The following is an 18806-nucleotide window of genomic DNA, read 5'->3' as shown; positions in this document are numbered from 1 at the left end:
AGGCAGCTCGTAATGAGCTGCCTGTCTTTATACAGTTAGGGCATGCTGTTTTAAAAGGGTATACAGAGCCTGTGTTCCTTTATTATCCTGGCCTTGTTTTTCGAGCTGTTCATAAAGCGATTTTGCTAATTTTAGCCCGGGTGTATACAGCTCCATTTCTTCAGCTGATTCAATGGCAATCTTCATATCTTTAATGAAGTGTTTAATATAAAAGCCTGGTTCGAAGTCTCCTTTAATCATGCGAGGAGCTAAATTGCTTAACGACCAGCTTCCCGCTGCGCCTGTTTCAATACTTTTTAGAACGGTATTCGGATCTAATCCGGCTTTTTCAGCATAAAGTATCGCTTCGCAGACACCCATCATATTAGAGGCAATAGCAATTTGATTGCACATTTTTGTATGTTGACCAGCACCGGCGCTTCCTTGAAGAACGATATTTGTCCCCATTTTTTCAAGAATAGGCGTAACGGCAGAGAATGCTTCAGAATCGCCTCCTACCATAATCGCTAAGGTTGCTTTCTGAGCCCCAATATCTCCTCCTGAAACAGGAGCGTCAAGCGCATGAATGTGCTTCTCTTTTGCTGCTTGATAAATCTCACGAGCAAGTATAGGGCTTGATGTCGTCATATCAATTGTATAGCAGCCTTTCTTTGCATTATGTATAATGCCGTCTTTTCCCAAATAAATCTCTTTTACATCGTGAGGATAGCCTACCATGGTGATAATAACATCAGATTGTTCGGCCACTTCTTGAACGGTTTCTTTCCATTTGGCCCCTTTTTCAAGTAGTGCTTGAGCACGAGTTTTTGTTCGTGTATAAACAAGGACTTCATATCCTGCGTCAATTAAATGCCCGGCCATGCTTTGACCCATAACGCCTGTTCCGATAAAACCAATTTTTTCTTTAGTCACAGCAGTATTCACTCCTAAAGTTAATAGTTTGATTATTCTAAAATTATATAGTTAAAGTTTGGGATAATCAATGATTCCGACTATATATAGATAGAGAAAAGCACTCTCAGTCCTATGTCTTGAATACGAGGTAAGGAAAGAAAGTACTGAGAAGAACCTATGCCAAAAAATAAAAAAAGCGCTGGCTTTACAGCCAACACTTTTTAGTGTTGATTATTTGCTGGTTTATTCGGTACACCCAGTTCTCCAATCAAAATTACAACTAGCGTGAAAACTACTCCAAGGATGGAAGCGGTTGCGAAACTGTAAGTACCGCCCGTCATTGCAGAGATTACGTACACTGCCATATTCATTAGTAAAAAGCCCCAAACAAAAGCCATTACGACACGCATTCTATTCACCTCGTTTACAGTACAGTTTGATTTCATTTTAGCATATAGCAGTCAAATAAGAAATTGAATTTTTTATGAATAAATAAGGGGCGTGCTCCCATGCAGAAACAAAAGAGCAATAAGTCAGAAATAGGCATTATTCTAGTGCGCTTTTTTATGGTTCTATCATACACTGTATGGAACAACTAGTAAGTTACGGAGGAAGAGCTATGATACATCGACGCTTTTTTAGCTTAGATACGCAATGGAATGTCGTACATGTCCCTGAACGACCGAATGGTTTCGGTGTGTTAGTACTGGGTGATAAAGATCATTTTGTTGAAAGTTCAACTAGCTTATGGATTCAGCACGGCGGAAGGTCACAGCTGTTGCAATGTTTACAAGATGAAGGATACACAGTATTTTATTCCAATTTATATGGCCGGCATTGGGGGTCTCCTGAAGCATATCACCTTGCAAAACAACTTTATCATTTAGTAATGAAACAAGAAATTTTAAATAAACGAATTCATATTTTAGCTGAAGGAATGGGGGCTCTGTTAGCGCTGCAGCTAATGGAAAATGACGGGAATACGTTCATTCGATCAGCTGGTTTACTAAATCCGTGTATTGATCTTCATACGCATGCAGAACATGAAAAAAACAATAAATTCTTTTATAAACAATTCACGAAGGACTTGACTCAAGCTTATAAAGTGGAGCGGAAGCAAGTATCAAAGCTAATTAAGGAGTACCCTTCCGTTACGGAATTAAAATCAACGCTGCCCGTGAAGATATGGACCGCGCCTAATGCCTCTACTCATTATCCAATTGCACACAGTAAAAAATATGAACTACATCGTGAAGAACTTCACTCTCCGATTATGCTTTCACTTTATTTGCCTGAAAAAAACTATTTATTTGAACGGTCCCTTCTCCAATTTTATAAACAGCATGAAAAAGTGTTATAAGCAAAGCTTCTATGATTATACATATCATAGGGGCTTTTTGTATAAGAGATAAAAGGAAAAAGAGAGTTCATGATGTTTTTAGGGATGAACTACTTTGAAATAAGGAATGAGTACTCTCTATAACTATAGGGCTTTAAGCTTTTGTTTAATAAATGATGAATGAAGAATTGGAGGAAGCGATATGGGAAATGTAGTAGTAATAGGGGCAAACCGCTTTATTGGTTTTCATTTATGTATGACTTTTTTAGACGAAGGTACAGAAGTAAAAGGATATACACATTCTGCTCATAAAGAAGAAGATGATTTGCAGGAAGAGATGAAATTTTTCTTAGGGCGAAACGCTAATTATGTATCGACTGAAGTAGGCGATTCATTAGATATGATTACCTCAGAAACGGATATTGTCTACTTCACGTATTTCGATGGAGGAGATTTTTATCATCCTGATTTTTTAAGACAAGAAATGCAAAAAGCGCAGCAAGTACTCATTCAAGCACTTAATAAATGCCGTCAATTCAACATTCGATTTGTGTTTGTTTCTACCATGCGCGTATTTGGAGACCAGCAGCGAAAGATTGAAGAAACAACGATTCCAGAACCGGACAGTAGTGAAGGAAGGCTATACGTTCATTTTGAGCGAATGATAGAAAAATATAAAGATGATGGATGGCCCATTATGATTGTCAGAACGCCCACTCTTTACGGACCTTGGCAGCCTTTGTCAATGTGCTATTCTAAAAATATTGCCGGGTACGAGGAAGATTTTACCATTATGGAAGGCACGGATTTTATTATTTATATTGAAGACGCCGTCAGTGCACTCAGACGCTGTAAAACTGGTGCATATTCATATGAAGTGGTTCATTTAGTTGAAGAAAAATTACAGCCTTGGAGCGCTGGAGCAAACATTACTCATATGGAGGTGAAGGAAGAAGCGGCTCAAGAAAAATATGAAATCAGCAGGAAAGCGAAAGAACTGCTACATTTTTCTTCCAAAGTAACGGCTAAAGAAGGCATTTACCTGCAAAAAAAACATATGAGAACATTCTTTTTACCTCTTCATTAAAGGAGAAAGTTGTACTTATAGAATAGATTCGCTAATATAAGGAGGAATAAATGTTTTTAATAAAGGAGATTTCACTATGGAAGAGCAAAATATGCAATTCATGCAAATTGCAATGAAGTACTTGCCAGAAGCAAAGCAGATTTTAGATGAAACAGGCGTTGAGTTATCAATGGAACACGTACAGCCGGTATTGACATTACTGACAAAAGTAATGAACGACGCCTATGAGCTTGGCAAGCAAGATGCATTAGCTGAAAATGAAAACAACTAAAGAAAACAGCTCGGTAGAATCCGAGCTGTTATTTTTGTTTGTAAAATAAATCGACTAAAGGGGCAAACTGTTTAAGAAGAGGAGCTAGTTCTTCAACGGCGAGTACAATTTCATCGATTTGTTTGAATAATCTTTCCCACTCCTCTCGCTCTCTTTCTTCTCTTGATTTTCTGCGCCCAGCTCCAAACATAAAATCAGAAAAAGCTTCATTTCTTTGTCTTCTTGCCATGATACTCATTCCTTTCACTATTTTAATGGTGGGTAAGTTCTTACCTAATGTCCCATACTAGAGTAAGAGGGACCCGTATGATTACTATATGTAGCATGATAGATACCTGAGTAGGACGAACACCCATATAGACAAAAAATAAAAAATGAAGTAAAATTAGTACCAACTCATAATAATTGATTATATAATCGGTAAATGAAATGACAGATATAGGTTTTATAGGAATATAAGCCTTTTATTTAAAGGAGAGGTTGATATGAACGCTGGTGTTCTAGGAATTGGACGTTATGTACCAGAGAAAGTTGTAACAAATTTAGATCTTGAAAAAGTAATGGATACATCAGATGAGTGGATTCGTACGCGCACAGGTATTCAAGAGCGCCGAATTGCAGCCGATAACGAGGACACATCTGATTTAGCTTATAAAGCAGCAGTTGAAGCTTTACATAAAGCTAACGTCGAGGCAGAAGATATTGACATGATCATTGTTGCTACGGTAACGCCAGATCAACCGTTTCCTACAGTATCATGTATGCTGCAAGAAAAATTGGGAGCAAAAAAAGCAGCTTCTTACGATGTGAGTGCAGCATGTGCAGGATTTATGTACGGCATGATTACAGCTAAGCAATTTATTGAAACTAATGCTTACAAGCATATATTAGTGGTCGGTGTAGAAAAGCTTTCTAAGATTACAGATTGGGACGACCGTAACACGGCTGTTTTATTCGGAGACGGAGCAGGTGCAGTTGTAATGGGACCTGTGTCAGAAGGACGAGGTATTTTATCCTTTGAACTAGGATCCGACGGTACAGGAGGCAAGCACTTGTATCAAAACGAGCTTGATCATATTGTCATGAACGGACGTGAAGTATTTAAGTTTGCTGTTCGACAAATGGGGGAATCTGCTGTTAATGTAATTGAAAAAGCAGGTTTAACAAAAGAGGATGTTGATTTTCTTGTACCTCATCAAGCGAATATTCGTATTATGGAAGCTGCAAGACAGCGATTAGACTTGCCTGAAGAAAAAATGTCTAAAACAATCCAATACTACGGCAATACATCAGCAGCATCGATTCCAATTTCAATTGTTCATGAGCTTGAAGCAGGGAAAATTCAAGACGATGATTTAATTGTAATGGTTGGCTTCGGAGGCGGCTTAACATGGGGAGCTATTGCCATTAGATGGGGAAAATAACACTACATTTTTAAAGCAACTGAAGGAGATGAATGTACGATGAATAAAAAACGTGTAGTTGTAACAGGACTTGGTGGGCTTACACCAATTGGAAATGACGTAGAAACAGCTTGGAAAAACGCAGTAGCAGGCGTGTCTGGCGTTGGTCCTTTAACAAGACTAGATGCAGATGAATTTCCTGCTAAAGTAGCGGCTGAAGTAAAAGATTTTAACGTGGAAGATTTTATTGACCGCAAAGAGGCTCGTAAGATGGATCGCTTTACTCAATATGCGATGGTAGCTGCATTGGCGGCTGTTAAAGATGCGAATTTGACTATTACGGAAGAGATTGCTCCAAACGTCGGGGTTTGGATTGGATCTGGAATTGGCGGTATGGAAACGTTTGAAAATCAATATTCAACGTTATTAGAAAAAGGTGCCCGCCGTGTAAGTCCATTCTTTATTCCGATGATGATTCCTGATATGGCAACAGGACAAGTTTCTATTGCTTTAGGGGCGAAAGGCGTGAACTCTTGTACGGTAACGGCGTGTGCAACAGGTACAAACTCTATTGGTGATGCATTTAAAGTCATTCAACGCGGAGATGCAGACGTGATGGTGACGGGCGGTACGGAAGCACCAATCACGCGTTTATCTATTGCTGGTTTCTGTGCGAATAAAGCACTTTCTACAAATCCAGATCCTGCAACAGCATCTCGTCCGTTTGATAAAGACCGCGACGGCTTCGTTATGGGAGAAGGTGCGGGTGTTATTGTGCTTGAAGAGCTTGAACATGCATTAGCACGCGGCGCACGTATTTATGCTGAAATTGTGGGCTATGGTTCAACAGGAGATGCTCATCATATCACAGCGCCAGCTCCAGGAGGAGAAGGCGGCGTTCGTGCAATGCGTCATGCGATTGAAGATGCAGGTCTACAGCCAAGTGATATTGATTACATCAATGCTCACGGTACAAGTACAGGGTACAACGATAAATTTGAAACGATGGCTATTAAAGAAGTATTTGGTGACCACGCTCAAAAAGTAGCAATTAGTTCAACAAAGTCAATGACTGGCCACTTGCTAGGAGCTGCTGGTGGAGTAGAAGCTATTTTTAGTGTGAAAGCAATTCAAGACGGTATTCTTCCTCCAACAATTAACTATCAAACACCCGATGAAGAGTGCGATTTAGACTACATTCCAAACAAAGCGCGTAAGCAAGAAGTAAAAGCGGTGCTAAGCAACTCACTTGGATTTGGCGGTCACAATGCAACAATCATCTTTAAAAAATACGAAGCATAATGAAAAATTCTAGGCTGACGCCTAGAATTTTTTTTATTTTTAATAACCAAAAGAGTAGCTGTGAACATATCATGAAGCAAAAGGATGAAGAAAGAGAGGGGAAAACATGCCGATTGTTTCAACTTCTACTTGGACGGAGCCGAAAGAAATAAGCCGTTATCTTGCGCGCTATTTTAAGAAATTAAAAGAAAAAGAATATATGGAATTACTTTTTAACTATGGAATGTGTCCGCCTTCTTTAATGTTTATAAAAGAATTAGAAGAAATGAAGAAAAGGCAGGTTTGGAAGAAAGTAAAAGCACATTATGAAAAGCTTAAAAAAGCATGGAATGGGCCGGATGTAGCGGTGCTAGTGCTTCCAAGCAATCCTCGAAATCGAAAAATGCAGCGTGAATTTAACGGAAGAGCAGGTGTCGCTTTTACCGATAAATTATTTGTGTTTATGACAAGTCATACATCCGATGAAGAAATGTTAGCGGTGCTTACCCATGAATATCATCACGTTTGCAGGCTAAAAGCCATTAACAAATCTGATGAAACGATTACTTTGTTAGACGCTATGATGATGGAAGGGTTAGCTGAAAGAGCAGTGGAGGAATATTGTGGTAAAAAATATTTAGCCCCTTGGACAAATTATTATACCATTGAAGAAGCTAAAAAAATGTGGGAAAAGCATGTTAAACCTTATTACAATCTGCGCGCTGACGAAAAAAAATATGATCAACTGTTATTCGGCCAAAATTGGTATCCAGAAATGATGGGCTACAATATCGGTTATCATCTTGTTACTTCATGTATGAAGCCTCACACTTTAACTACTACCCAGCTGCTTCCTCTTAGTACCAATACTATCTTAAAAAAATCTGCGTTCCAACTGTAAAAAAATAAGTTCTATATACCTAAAACAAAAAATAGTAAAATTTATCCTGTTTTCAACAAAAAATTAGGAGGTTTATGCGTTAAAGTGCTGAAGAGATATTCAAAAATCATTATTTTAAAAATAAAAAATATAATTAATTTTCAAAATATATTGATTTTGTAATGAAATTGTAATAATATCTTATTCAAATATAACAATTTTTAGAAAAATGAGGTGTGCACTATAAATGGATAAAAAGCCCGTCGAATCAACACCTTTACTAGAAGTGAAAAATTTACAAACTGCTTTTTCCATTAATGATTCCTGGCATAATGCTGTGGACGACGTGTCGTTTCAAGTCGGACGAAAGCGAATTGTAGGAGTTGTAGGAGAATCTGGCTGTGGAAAAAGCGTATTGTCTTTATCCGTTATTGGGCTATTACCTAAAGTAAATAGTCAAATTAGAAGCGGAAGCGTTGTATTTAACGGAAAGAATCTTACGCACTTATCAGAAGATGAGATGAATGATGTTCGGGGAAAAGACATCTCAATGATTTTCCAAGAACCGATGACATCTCTCAATCCTGTTTTAACCATTGGGTATCAGCTGCAGGAAGTATTGTTTAACCATATGAATATATCGAAAGCGGAAGCGCGTGAAAAAAGCATTGCGCTTTTAAAAAGCGTTGGTATTTCGAGATCCGAAAAGCTCATCGATGAATATCCGCATCAGCTATCGGGAGGAATGAGACAGCGCGTCATGATTGCCATGGCGGTAGCTTGTCAGCCTAAACTTTTAATTGCGGATGAGCCGACAACCGCCCTGGATGTTACGGTTCAAGCTCAAATTTTAGAATTGTTAAAAGAAATTCAAGAAAGCAATGATATGTCTATTATTATGATTACTCATGATTTAGGAGTCGTTGCTGAGATGTGTGATGAAGTGATTGTCATGTATGGCGGGAAAATTGTTGAGCATACAGATGTTGATACGTTATTTTATGCCCCAAAACATCCGTACACGAAAGCGCTTCTTCACTCAATTCCACGCATGGAAGATGATGTAGAAGTATTAAATACGATCAAAGGAATTGTGCCTTCTCTTGTAAACATGCCGAGGACAGGCTGTCGTTTCGTTAACCGATGTCCTCATGCAATGGAAGACTGCAGTTCCGTTACGCCTGTTCTTCGCGAGGATTCACAGGGGCATGACGTCGCATGTCTGCTGTATGAAAACAGCTATCCGTCAAAAGGAGTGAAGACAAGCTAATGACTAAAGCAGTGAAAGATGTATTGCTAGAAGTTCAGCATTTAAAAACCTATTATCCTATTCACGGGGGATTTTTTCGAAAGAAAATTGGTGATGTAAAAGCAGTTGACGGTATTTCCTTTGCGATTCGAAAAGGAGAAACGCTCGGTCTGGTAGGAGAATCTGGCTGTGGAAAATCCACGGCAGGAAGGACGATTCTAAGACTGTTGGAACCAACTAGCGGAAAAATTATTTTCGATGGTAAAGATATCACAGAAGCAAGAGGAACTTCTCTCCGTAAAATTAGACAAGATTTCCAAATGGTTTTTCAAGATCCCTATGCTTCCCTCAATCCAATGCAAATGGTTGGAGATGTTATTTCTGAACCAATTCGGAATTTTACAGGAAAATCAACCAATCAATTAAAATCAGAAGTTATGAATCTACTTACAAAAGTAGGGTTACCGGAAGATGCATACTATAAATATCCTCACGAATTTTCCGGTGGGCAGCGTCAGCGTATTGGAATTGCACGTGCACTTGCACTTCGTCCAAAACTTATTATTGCTGATGAACCGGTGTCGGCACTTGACGTTTCTGTCCAATCACAAGTTTTAAACCTTCTTAAAGAACTTCAACAAGAATTCGACCTAACCTTTTTATTTATTGCCCATGATTTGAGTGTTGTTAAACATATGAGTGACCGTATCGGTGTTATGTACCTAGGCGGTTTAGTAGAAATTGCTGATAAGAAAAGCCTATACGCAGAGCCATTGCACCCTTATACGCAAGCGCTTGTATCGGCTATACCTGAACCAGATCCACGAAAGAAAAAACAGCGCATTATTTTACAGGGAGATGTGCCAAGTCCAATTGATCCGCCAAAAGGCTGTGCGTTTCATCCTCGCTGTATACATGCCATGGCAGAGTGCAGCCAAACGAAACCTGCCTTAAAGGAGGTGAGACCTGGCCATCAAGTAGCTTGCCATTTATATAACTCGTAAAAGCTACATACGAACAGATTATTAGTTAAATAGGGGGAACGTCATGATGAAAAAGAAATCGTTTTTATCACTTGTTTCCATTTTGCTTGTGCTATCGCTTTTTCTAGCGGCATGCAGCGGTGGAAGCAGTTCTTCATCTTCTAGTAATAAAGAAGGCGGAGAAGCAAAAACTGAAGGTGCAAAAACAGACAAGCCAAAAGATGGCGGAACGATTACGTATGGGATTGACGGAGCGCCGGAAGGGCTTTTTGAGTACGCATTGTATGGTAGTGCGTATGATAGCCAAATCTTAGAATTTATCAATGAAGGTCTTTTTACTTATGATAAGAAATTAAAAATTAAATCTGACTTAGCTACTTGGGACGTGAGTGGTGATAAACTAACTTACACGTTTAAATTAAAAAAGGGGATTAAGTGGCATAACGGAGATCCATTAACTGCAGATGATTTTAAATATACGTATGAAACGATTGCTGATAAAGACTATACAGGTCCACGCTATGTAAACGTTGAGCATATTAAAGGCGCTCAAGAATATCATGACGGCAAAGCGGATTCTATTTCCGGAGTTGAAGTGGTAGATCCGCAAACATTTAAAGTAACGTTTAAAGAAGTTCGTGTAAATAACTTAGACAATCTATGGCCGTATCCAATGCCGAAAAAGTACTATGAAGGAATTGCTGTAAAAGATCTTGCAGAGTCCAAACAAGTTCGTAAAGAGCCTATTGGTGTTGGACCATTTAAAGTGAAAAAAGTGGTAGCAAGTGAATATGTTCAGATGGAACGCAATGATGACTATTGGAAAGGTAAGCCTCATCTTGATGGCGTTGTTGTAAAAGTACTGGATCCATCTGTTTCCGCCGGAGCATTGAAAAAAGGCGATGTCGACATTATGGATGTTCGCCCAGCTGATTTAGGGCAAGTTGAAAAAGCAGAAAACTTAGACTTTTTGGAAGGGAAATCAACTAGTTATTCGTATATTGGTCTACGATTTGGACATCGTGATAAAAACGCTGGTAAAAACGTAGATGATTATGATAAGTTCAAAGATCTAAAACTTCGTCAAGCATTGCTTTACGCAATAGATAGAAAAGCAATGGTAAAAGCATTTATGAACGACAAAGCGGTTGTTTCTAACACAGTTATTCCCTCTGTATTCTGGATTGCTGCTGACCAAAAAGATTTAACAAAGTACAAGTATAGTCCAGAAAAAGCTAAGAAATTGTTAGCTGAAGCTGGTTATAAAGATAAGAATAATGACGGTTTTGTAGAAGATCCAAACGGAAAACCATTTACGATCTCATTTGGTCACTATGCTGGTCCAGCCAACTTCGAGGGTCGTGCGAAGGCTATTATGCAAGCATGGAATGATATTGGTATTAAAACAAAATTAGCAACGGGTTCACTTGTTGAATTTAACTTGTACAATGAAATGAAAGATAACGACGATAAGGCGTTAGAAGCGTTCTTCGGTTCTTGGGACACTGGTTCAGATCCAGATCCTACAGGATTATGGAGCTCTAATGCTGAATGGAACTATGGCCGTTGGGTAAATAAGGAATCTGATGAAATGCTTAAAGACGGTTTGAGTGAAAAATCATTTGATGATAAACACCGTAAAGATGTATATGTAAAATGGCAAAAATTCTTTAACGAGCAGCTGCCAGCACTTCCTTTATGGGAAAATATCAATATTTATGCTGTGAATAAGCGTGTGAAAAACGTAACTCTAGATCCATCAACGGTAGTTGTAGATCCGGAGAAATGGTCTGTAACGGAATAAGTATTTTATATGTAAAGGAGAGTCAACGATGCTGCAATACTCACTAAGACGTATTTTAGGGATGATTCCAATGTTGATTCTGATCTCCTTTGTTGTGTTTTCCCTGGCAAAAATGATGCCAGGGGACCCTTTTGGGGGAGAAATCAACCCCAGTAATACAGATCCAAAATACATTGAGGAAATGCGTGATAAGCTAGGATATAACGATCCTATCTACGTTCAATATTGGAACTGGGTAAAGGGAGTGGCACAAGGAGATTTAGGAAAGTCAACAACTCATAAGTTACCGACATTAGATATTATTTTAGAGCGTATGCCTAATACGATCTTTTTAGCTTTGACTTCGCTTTTGATTACGTATGTGTTTGCATTTATTTTAGGTATGTATGCAGGAAGAAAACCGTATACCTTAGCAGATAACTTTATTGCAGGATATAATTACTTTGCATTAGCGGTTCCATCGTTTATCGCAGGGATCGTAGGCATTTATTTATTTTCCTTTCAGTTAGGCTGGTTTCCGTTTAGCGGTTCTGTTGAAGTAGGATTAAAAGAGGGATCATGGGAATTTATTCAAAGTAGAATTCATCACGTTATATTACCTGCACTGATTCTTGGCTTGATGTCGACCGCGCAGTATACCCAATTTTTGCGTAATGATATTATTGAAAACAGTCGCAAAGATTTTGTGCGCACAGCCAGAGCAAAAGGAACAAAAGAATCTAAAATTTATAATGTTCATATCTTACGCAACTCAATGATTCCGCTTATTACGTTTTTAGGGTTTGATCTTGTAACAATCATTAGCGGTTCTATCATTACAGAGACAATCTTTACGTATCCAGGAATCGGAAAGTTGTTTGTTGACTCTGTAGCAACTCGTGACTACTCAGTTATGATGTCGCTTACAATGCTGTTTTCAATTTTAACATTGGTTGGGAATCTGGTTGCTGATTTGTTATACGGCGTAGCAGATCCGCGTATTCGTTTGGATTAGGAGGAGAAAGTATGGAAATTGTAACGAAAAAAGATGTACAGCCAGAAGTGAATATGAAAGCTCCTAAAAACCTTTCTCCATGGGCGATTGCGCGAAAGAAGTTTGTAAAAAATAAACTAGCCATGATAAGTTTAGCTTTCATGATTGTGATTACGCTTCTTGCCATTTTTGCACCGCTGCTTACAAAAGCAGATATTACACGTATCGACTATATGGCGATGAATGCAGCGCCTTCCAGTGAGCATTGGTTTGGAACGGATACAAATGGTCGAGACGTATTTGCACGTACATTGTATGGAGGAAGAACTTCGTTACTGATTGGAGTTGCTTGTACAACACTCGTTATTTTAATCGGAACTCTTATTGGTTCGATTGCGGGTTATTACGGAGGCAAAGTGGACCAATTCTTAATGCGTTTTACAGACTTTGTCTTAAACTTTCCGCTCATTGTTTTTGTTGTAGTGTTAAATACAATTCTAATTGGAAAAATCTCAGGCGTTTGGACGCTCATCCTAGTTGTTAGCTTCCTAAGCTGGGGAAGTACGGCCCGGCTGGTGCGAAGCAAAGTCTTGGCTGAAAAAGAAAATGAATATGTGCTTTCAGCTGTTTCCATTGGGTGCAGCCCGTTTAAAATCATCTTCAAACATTTGCTGCCAAATGTGTTTTCAACGATTGTGGTTCAAGCCAGTTTGCAGATGGCCATCCTTATCGTGTTTGAGTCAGCGATTAGCTTTATCGGTTTTGGCGTGCCGGCTGATACGCCGAGCTGGGGGAATATGCTGACAGAAGCAAGGGAATCAGATGTGCTGCAGAATAAGCCTTGGATGTGGGTTCCGCCAGGTTTAGCTATTACATTTACGATCCTGGCTATCAACTTCATTGGTGAAGGATTAAAAGATGCTTTAAATCCAAAATCTCTTCGTTAAAAATCTATCACAAAAGTGTGATAGATTTTTTTAGGTTTGTCAGACCTCCTGACAAACCTATTACTATAGAAGAAACTCGGATTTTTTCTGCTTATAGGGGTGGATATAGTTCATGAAGCCTGTAGCAATCATTAGCACTGGCGTTATGTCTGAGCTTCGAAATAAGTGCATTTGCATAATAACCAAAAACGAAGGTATTTTACAATTAATTTTTAGAAAAATAACATCATTTGGAATAAAAATTCCTTTCTCTGCCTATACTGATGGATAACAAACAGATAGTAAGTGAGGGGTAAATTATGCTATATCTTCATGATGTATGGGTTAATTGGTTTGAAGGCGAAGAAAACGGTTATAATGTGTGTCATTTCCATGAGTGGAGAAAAGACGATTGTGTAGAACTGCTCGATCAAGCACCGTTATTAAAAGTAAATCCGCTTTTATTTCATTACATTGAAAATGATCTTTCCGAGCTACCTCAACAACTACTACAAGATGTCTATCAGAAAGCATACATTCGGAAAAATCATGAGCGCACGCAGGTTGAATATTGTTTTATTGTTACAGATGGAACGAATATTTTAGCAATTGATACGATGGGCTATCATATCCCAATTCGAAAAAGCCGCTTAATTCCAAGACAAGAACAGTTAGTTTATGAGATGATTGCGGATCAAGAAGAGCTAGAATATAAGTTCAGTGAAGACGAGCTAACTAAAAAAGAGCATCATATTCTTTCGCCGTCTCCTGAAACGATGAGAGGGCTAACACGTAAAGAACGTCAGCTAAAACAGCTGTTATTTATGGCACTTGATCAGCTACATACAACAAAAAATACAGCTCAAATCCGCTACTGGTACACAGAGTGGAATCCAACGAAATACGAAGACATTCAAGAGATGCCGTTTCAAGACGTATGGAATCAGCTATACGATGAAACGAAGTCAGGGTGGTCACCGAAACATAAATTATTATGCGAGCGCTTAGTAAAAGGACAACCTTTCTTTGAAAAACTTTGGGAAATTGAACAAGAGCCAAAAGTGAATTAAAAAAACGACTGCATAGCAGTCGTTTTTTTTTAACGTTTACGGCCAATTCCCATTGCGTTTCGCATTTTGCGAAGCATTTTATTAGCCGTTGCATTTGCTTTATCGGCACCTTGATCTAAAATATCATCTAACTCGCTAGAATCAACTAATTCATAATATCTTTCTTGAATTGGAGCAAGTGCTTCAGCTACTACTTTAGCTGTGTCAGCTTTAAAGTCACCATAACCTTTGCCTTCGTACATTGCTTCAATGTCTTCGATTGATTTATTTGCTAGGATTGAATAAATGCTTAATAAGTTTGAAATACCTGGCTTATTTTCTTTATCGTAGCGAACAATACCTTCTGAATCCGTTACGGCACTTTTGATTTTCTTTTCAATCGTTTTAGCGTCATCCAAGAGCGTAATAAAAGCTTTTTGGTTTGGATCGGACTTGCTCATTTTTTTCGTAGGATCTTGAAGAGACATGACGCGTGCGCCCACTTTTGGAATACGTACTTCAGGAATAGTGAAGATATCATTGTATTTTTTGTTAAAGCGCTCAGCTAAGTCACGCGTTAATTCTAAATGCTGCTTTTGATCTTCACCAACTGGCACCAAATCGGTGTTGTATAAAAGAATATCAGCTGCCATTAGTGGAGGATAAGTTAATAATCCTGCTGATACTGCTTCTTTTCCAGCGGACTTATCTTTAAACTGAGTCATACGCTCAAGTTCACCGATATACGCTACGCACTGTAACATCCATCCTGCTTCCGTGTGGGCGGGCACTTCTGATTGAATAAATAAAGTTGATTTTGCTGGATCAATTCCTACTGCTACATACAGAGCAGCAAGGCTGCGAATGTTTTTACGAAGTGCTAAACGGTCTTGAGGCGCTGTAATTGCATGCTGATCTACAATACAAAAATGACAGTTATAGTCATGTTGAAGTTCAACAAATTGCTTCATCGCTCCAATGTAGTTGCCTAAAGTGATTGTACCGCTTGGTTGAATACCTGAAAAAATTGTTTTCATCAAATCTTCCTTTCATCTGCACATATATGATGCTAGTTTACGTATACAACATAAAAAGGCCCATCCGCTCCTAGCATAAGCTAGGGGCGAATGGACCGCGTTGCCACCCTAATTAGCACACATTATTGTGAACTATCTTTATTCATGTAACGTTGAGATCAACGTTCAAGCTTTGCACTTGAAAGCTCCAAAGTCCATTCTGCAGGTTTCAATGTTTGTTCTCACCAGCCACAAACTCTCTAAAAATGAAAATTCTGCATACTACTCTTTTTCACAGCTTTAATTATATAGTTATTCATTATTATAACGCGAAAAAGCAGGAATTTAAACATCTTATCGCTAAAAAGGTTTATAAGACAATTTACTGGAATTTTTCTTCGGCAAAAAAAGACAAGAACCTTTTAATTAAAGCATTTCTTAATGAAAATTTGGTGGAGGATTTGGTAAAAATCTTTTATTTAGTATTTCTAATGCCTTTGTAATACTATTGTAATACCTATACTACAAAAAAGATTTTAGACGTCTGACAAGTAGGCACAATCCTTATAAGATAAGGTTTTTTCCCTCATGACAAAAAAATACCATTAAATAATAGTATTGCAATAAATTTTTAAAATATTTATAATAGGCGTAACAAACATATTTTTTACAAAGGTATTACAATTTCTTAATTTTTCAGAAAAAACAAAATAGCCAATGTTTTGTTTCAATTAGCGAATTTTGTAATGAATGAGTCTTCTACATATTAAGCGCATACATTGGATTTACAGCATGTAAACAATTGATGACAGTTTCATAGGGTAGAAGAATAATTTTGCAGTGAGGTCTTTAGCACTCTACTACGCGAAAAAATAACTGATTATTTTGTATTGAAAGAGGATTAAGAAATTAGTGCATATCAAAAAAATATGGTTGCCACACAAACAAAATTTAATAGGGGGTAACACGCAATGAAGAAAAGGTTGTCAATTCTTTTCAGTTTGCTGCTTGTAATGAGCTTGTTTTTAGCTGCATGTGGATTTAACAAAGAATCTGGTGGCAGTGAAAATGCTAGCAGTGATGGCGGCGACAAGAAAAAAGAGCAAGAGCTTCGCGTAAACATTAAAACTGAGCCTTTCTCACTGAACCCAGGCTTAGCTAATGATTCAACGTCATCAAACGTATTATTACAAACATTTGAAGGTTTAACTCGTATTGGTAAAGATGGAAAACCTGAAAATGCCATGGCGAAAGATGTAAAGGTCAGCGATGATCAAACTAAATATACGTTTACGATTCGCGACGATGCAAAATGGTCAAATGGTGACCCTGTAACAGCAAAAGATTTCGAATATGCATGGAAATGGGCGTTAGATCCTAAAAACGAATCTCAATATGCATATCAATTATACTATGTTAAAAATGCACAGGCTGCTAATGAAGGAAAAGGTTCATTAGATGATGTTGCCGTTAAAGCAACAGATGATAAAACGCTTGAGGTAACATTAGAAAACCCAACGCCATATTTCTTAGAATTAACAGCTTTCTATACGTACTTCCCAGTGAATACGAAAATTGCTGAATCAAATGAAAAATGGTACACAAATGCAGGCGAAAACTATACGTCAAACGGTCCTTTCAAGCTTAAAACTTGGAAACATAACGACAAAATTGAGTTAGTTCCTAATGAAAACTATTGGGATAAAGATGCTGTAAAACTTAAAAAAGTTGAAATGTACATGATCAATGATAACAACACTGAACTTTCAATGTTCAAAAACGGTGAATTAGACTGGGCGGGTATGCCTACCGGTCAATTACCAGCTGATGCACTTCCTGAATTAAAGAAAGACGGTTCATTAAACATTCAAGAGATTGCAGGTACTTACTGGTACAAGTTTAATACAGAACAAAAACCTTTAGACAATGTGAACATTCGTAAAGCATTAGCTTATGCAATTGATCGTAAAGGTATTACAGAACAAATTACAAAAGACGGTTCAGTTCCAGCGATGGCGGCTGTACCACCAACAATGTTTGAAGATAACAAAAAAGGCTACTTCAAAGACAATGATGTGAAAAAAGCAAAAGAATATTTAGAAAAAGGCTTGAAAGAAATGGGCCTTAAAGATGCTTCAGAACTACCAGCAATTAAGGTGTCATACAACACGGATGAAAAACATGCAAAAATTGCACAAGCTGTTCAAGATATGTGGAAGAAAAACCTTGGTATTAAAGTACAGTTAGACAACTCTGAGTGGGCTGTTTACATTGAAAAGTTACACCAAGGAGATTATCAAGTTGGGCGTATGGGCTGGTTAGGAGACTTTAACGATCCAATCAACTTCCTAGAGTTATTCCGTGACAAAAAAGGCGGAAATAATGATACAAACTGGGAAAATCCAGAATATAAAAAGTTATTAATTGACTCTCAAAAAGAAACAGATCCTAAAAAACGTCAGGCAATGTTGAAAAAAGCAGAAGGTATCTTCATGGATGAAATGCCAGTGGCACCAATCTACTTCTACACAAATGCTTGGGTACAAGACAAGCAGCTGAAAGATGTTGTGATGTCTGGTCTTGGAGACATTCAGATTAAGTGGGCTCATTTTGAGTAAGTAACATCAATTATGACAAAGGGTATATGGGGCCTGGTGCTCCATATACTTTTCTTTCTTGTGCGCGAATTTTGTAAAAATATGGAGGTGTGTCAGGGTGTTCAAATATATAGGAAAACGACTTATTTATATGTTTCTATCATTATGGCTGATCGTAACAGCGACCTTTTTCTTAATGCGTGCTGTTCCAGGAGGTCCATTCACATCAGAAAAGCAGCTTCCCCCTGAAATTCAAAAAAATCTAAATCAGTATTACGGTTTAGATCAGCCTTGGTACCATCAGTACTTTGATTACTTAACATCAATTTTAAAGTGGGATTTTGGTCCATCTTTCAAATATAAAGGCCAAACGGTAAATGATTTGATTAACGGCGGATTCCCTGTTTCATTCATGCTAGGGATGGAAGCTATTTTAATAGCAATTGCTATTGGCGTAGTACTAGGTGTTATTGCTGCTTTAAAACATAATAAATGGCAAGATTACACGGCGATGGTTATTGCAGTTCTAGGAATCTCAGTTCCAAGTTTTATCATGGCAGCGGTATTACAATACGTTCTGGCTATGAAACTACAAATTTTTCCGGTTGCACGCTGGGAATCTTGGGCACACACGGTGTTACCAGCTCTCGCGCTTGCTTCAACCCCTATGGCGTTTATCGCACGATTAACTCGGTCGAGTATGCTTGAAGTATTAAGCAATGATTATATTCGTACAGCGAAAGCAAAAGGTTTAAGCAGAGGCGTTATTACAGTTAAGCACGCCATGCGAAATGCGATGCTTCCAGTCGTATCCTATATGGGACCTTTAGTAGCAGGGATTTTAACGGGTAGCTTTGTTATTGAAAAAATATTTGGTATCCCTGGATTAGGTTCACACTTTGTACTCAGTATCTCAAACCGAGATTATACAACGATTATGGGCGTAACGGTGTTCTACAGTATTTTACTACTTGTATGTATCCTGCTTGTAGATATTGCATACGGCTTTATTGATCCTCGAATTAAACTTACAGGTGCTAAGAAAGGAGAGTAA

Annotated in this window: 19 protein-coding genes and 1 other annotated feature; of the genes, 15 read left to right on the top strand and 4 right to left on the bottom strand. The window is 38.1% G+C overall.

Annotation, left to right across the window (positions count from 1 at the left end; genetic code table 11):
• Positions 1-27 precede the first annotated feature (27 nt).
• Both ACH6EI_RS21030 and ACH6EI_RS21025 read right to left on the bottom strand, forming a co-directional pair.
• On the bottom strand, positions 28-912 hold the full coding sequence (locus tag ACH6EI_RS21030; RefSeq protein ID WP_033578041.1) for an NAD(P)-dependent oxidoreductase: 885 nt from the start codon (positions 910-912) through the stop codon (positions 28-30).
• A 203-nt stretch (positions 913-1115) separates the two neighbouring features.
• The gene (locus ACH6EI_RS21025; RefSeq protein WP_028412377.1) at positions 1116-1304 is read right to left on the bottom strand and encodes a YjzD family protein; all 189 of its coding nucleotides are present in this window, start codon (positions 1302-1304) and stop codon (positions 1116-1118) included.
• Positions 1305-1513: 209 nt separating this feature from the next.
• Here ACH6EI_RS21025 and ACH6EI_RS21020 point away from each other — a divergent pair, with 209 nt between their 5' ends.
• The 3 genes from ACH6EI_RS21020 to ACH6EI_RS21010 all read left to right on the top strand — a co-directional run bounded on the left by ACH6EI_RS21020 (position 1514) and on the right by ACH6EI_RS21010 (position 3591).
• The gene (locus ACH6EI_RS21020) at positions 1514-2254 is read left to right on the top strand and encodes a hypothetical protein (protein WP_013055401.1); all 741 of its coding nucleotides are present in this window, start codon (positions 1514-1516) and stop codon (positions 2252-2254) included.
• A gap of 181 nt (positions 2255-2435) precedes the next feature.
• Positions 2436-3320: an NAD-dependent epimerase/dehydratase family protein gene (locus ACH6EI_RS21015; RefSeq protein WP_028412376.1), complete on the top strand. Its 885-nt coding sequence runs from the start codon at positions 2436-2438 to the stop codon at positions 3318-3320.
• A gap of 76 nt (positions 3321-3396) precedes the next feature.
• On the top strand, positions 3397-3591 hold the full coding sequence (locus ACH6EI_RS21010) for a ComZ family protein (RefSeq protein ID WP_013081746.1): 195 nt from the start codon (positions 3397-3399) through the stop codon (positions 3589-3591).
• Between the two features lie 28 nt (positions 3592-3619).
• Here the strand turns inward: ACH6EI_RS21010 and ACH6EI_RS21005 are convergent, their stop codons facing one another.
• Positions 3620-3820, bottom strand: coding sequence for a hypothetical protein (locus tag ACH6EI_RS21005; protein WP_028412375.1), 201 nt, complete (start codon positions 3818-3820; stop codon positions 3620-3622).
• A gap of 256 nt (positions 3821-4076) precedes the next feature.
• Between ACH6EI_RS21005 and ACH6EI_RS21000 the strand changes: the two genes are divergently transcribed.
• From ACH6EI_RS21000 to ACH6EI_RS20955, 10 genes are all read left to right on the top strand, one after another.
• Positions 4077-5015, top strand: a complete 939-nt coding sequence (locus ACH6EI_RS21000; RefSeq protein ID WP_013081747.1) for a beta-ketoacyl-ACP synthase III — start codon at positions 4077-4079, stop codon at positions 5013-5015.
• A 39-nt stretch (positions 5016-5054) separates the two neighbouring features.
• Positions 5055-6296: a beta-ketoacyl-ACP synthase II gene (fabF, locus tag ACH6EI_RS20995; RefSeq protein ID WP_028412374.1), complete on the top strand. Its 1242-nt coding sequence runs from the start codon at positions 5055-5057 to the stop codon at positions 6294-6296.
• Positions 6297-6402: 106 nt separating this feature from the next.
• The gene (locus ACH6EI_RS20990) at positions 6403-7176 is read left to right on the top strand and encodes a DUF2268 domain-containing putative Zn-dependent protease (RefSeq protein ID WP_016763040.1); all 774 of its coding nucleotides are present in this window, start codon (positions 6403-6405) and stop codon (positions 7174-7176) included.
• 226 nt (positions 7177-7402) lie between these two features.
• Positions 7403-8425: an ABC transporter ATP-binding protein gene (locus ACH6EI_RS20985; protein WP_028412372.1), complete on the top strand. Its 1023-nt coding sequence runs from the start codon at positions 7403-7405 to the stop codon at positions 8423-8425.
• Entirely contained in the window at positions 8425-9408 is a 984-nt protein-coding gene (locus tag ACH6EI_RS20980) for an ABC transporter ATP-binding protein (RefSeq protein WP_028412371.1), read from the top strand. Before ACH6EI_RS20985 ends, ACH6EI_RS20980 begins: the two co-directional genes overlap by 1 nt.
• A gap of 43 nt (positions 9409-9451) precedes the next feature.
• Positions 9452-11191 carry an oligopeptide ABC transporter substrate-binding protein gene (opp4A, locus tag ACH6EI_RS20975; protein ID WP_034267675.1) on the top strand — a complete coding sequence of 580 codons (1740 nt, stop codon included), beginning with the start codon at positions 9452-9454 and terminating at the stop codon, positions 11189-11191.
• 28 nt (positions 11192-11219) lie between these two features.
• A complete protein-coding gene (gene opp4B / locus ACH6EI_RS20970; RefSeq protein ID WP_013055410.1) occupies positions 11220-12185 on the top strand; it encodes an oligopeptide ABC transporter permease in 966 nt (321 codons plus the stop codon).
• An 11-nt stretch (positions 12186-12196) separates the two neighbouring features.
• Positions 12197-13111, top strand: a complete 915-nt coding sequence (gene opp4C, locus ACH6EI_RS20965) for an oligopeptide ABC transporter permease (RefSeq protein WP_013081753.1) — start codon at positions 12197-12199, stop codon at positions 13109-13111.
• Positions 13112-13223: 112 nt separating this feature from the next.
• A complete protein-coding gene (locus tag ACH6EI_RS20960) occupies positions 13224-13382 on the top strand; it encodes a hypothetical protein (RefSeq protein WP_155017005.1) in 159 nt (52 codons plus the stop codon).
• A gap of 28 nt (positions 13383-13410) precedes the next feature.
• Positions 13411-14160, top strand: coding sequence for a YjbA family protein (locus ACH6EI_RS20955; RefSeq protein ID WP_028412368.1), 750 nt, complete (start codon positions 13411-13413; stop codon positions 14158-14160).
• A gap of 29 nt (positions 14161-14189) precedes the next feature.
• Here the strand turns inward: ACH6EI_RS20955 and trpS are convergent, their stop codons facing one another.
• Positions 14190-15179, bottom strand: coding sequence for a tryptophan--tRNA ligase (gene trpS, locus ACH6EI_RS20950; protein WP_028412367.1), 990 nt, complete (start codon positions 15177-15179; stop codon positions 14190-14192).
• Positions 15180-15255: 76 nt separating this feature from the next.
• Positions 15256-15460: a binding site (T-box leader), on the bottom strand.
• Positions 15461-16126: 666 nt separating this feature from the next.
• Between trpS and ACH6EI_RS20945 the strand changes: the two genes are divergently transcribed.
• Together ACH6EI_RS20945 and ACH6EI_RS20940 are read left to right on the top strand one after the other, a co-directional pair.
• A complete protein-coding gene (locus ACH6EI_RS20945; protein WP_014461587.1) occupies positions 16127-17773 on the top strand; it encodes a peptide ABC transporter substrate-binding protein in 1647 nt (548 codons plus the stop codon).
• A 97-nt stretch (positions 17774-17870) separates the two neighbouring features.
• Positions 17871-18806 carry an ABC transporter permease gene (locus tag ACH6EI_RS20940; RefSeq protein ID WP_028412365.1) on the top strand — a complete coding sequence of 312 codons (936 nt, stop codon included), beginning with the start codon at positions 17871-17873 and terminating at the stop codon, positions 18804-18806.

It is taken from the genome of Priestia sp. JSM ZJ58, from assembly GCF_044383985.1.
Classification (GTDB): domain Bacteria; phylum Bacillota; class Bacilli; order Bacillales; family Bacillaceae_H; genus Priestia; species Priestia zanthoxyli.
The sequence above is the reverse complement of the archived record's forward strand: the minus strand, read 5'-3'. Positions and strand labels throughout refer to the sequence as shown.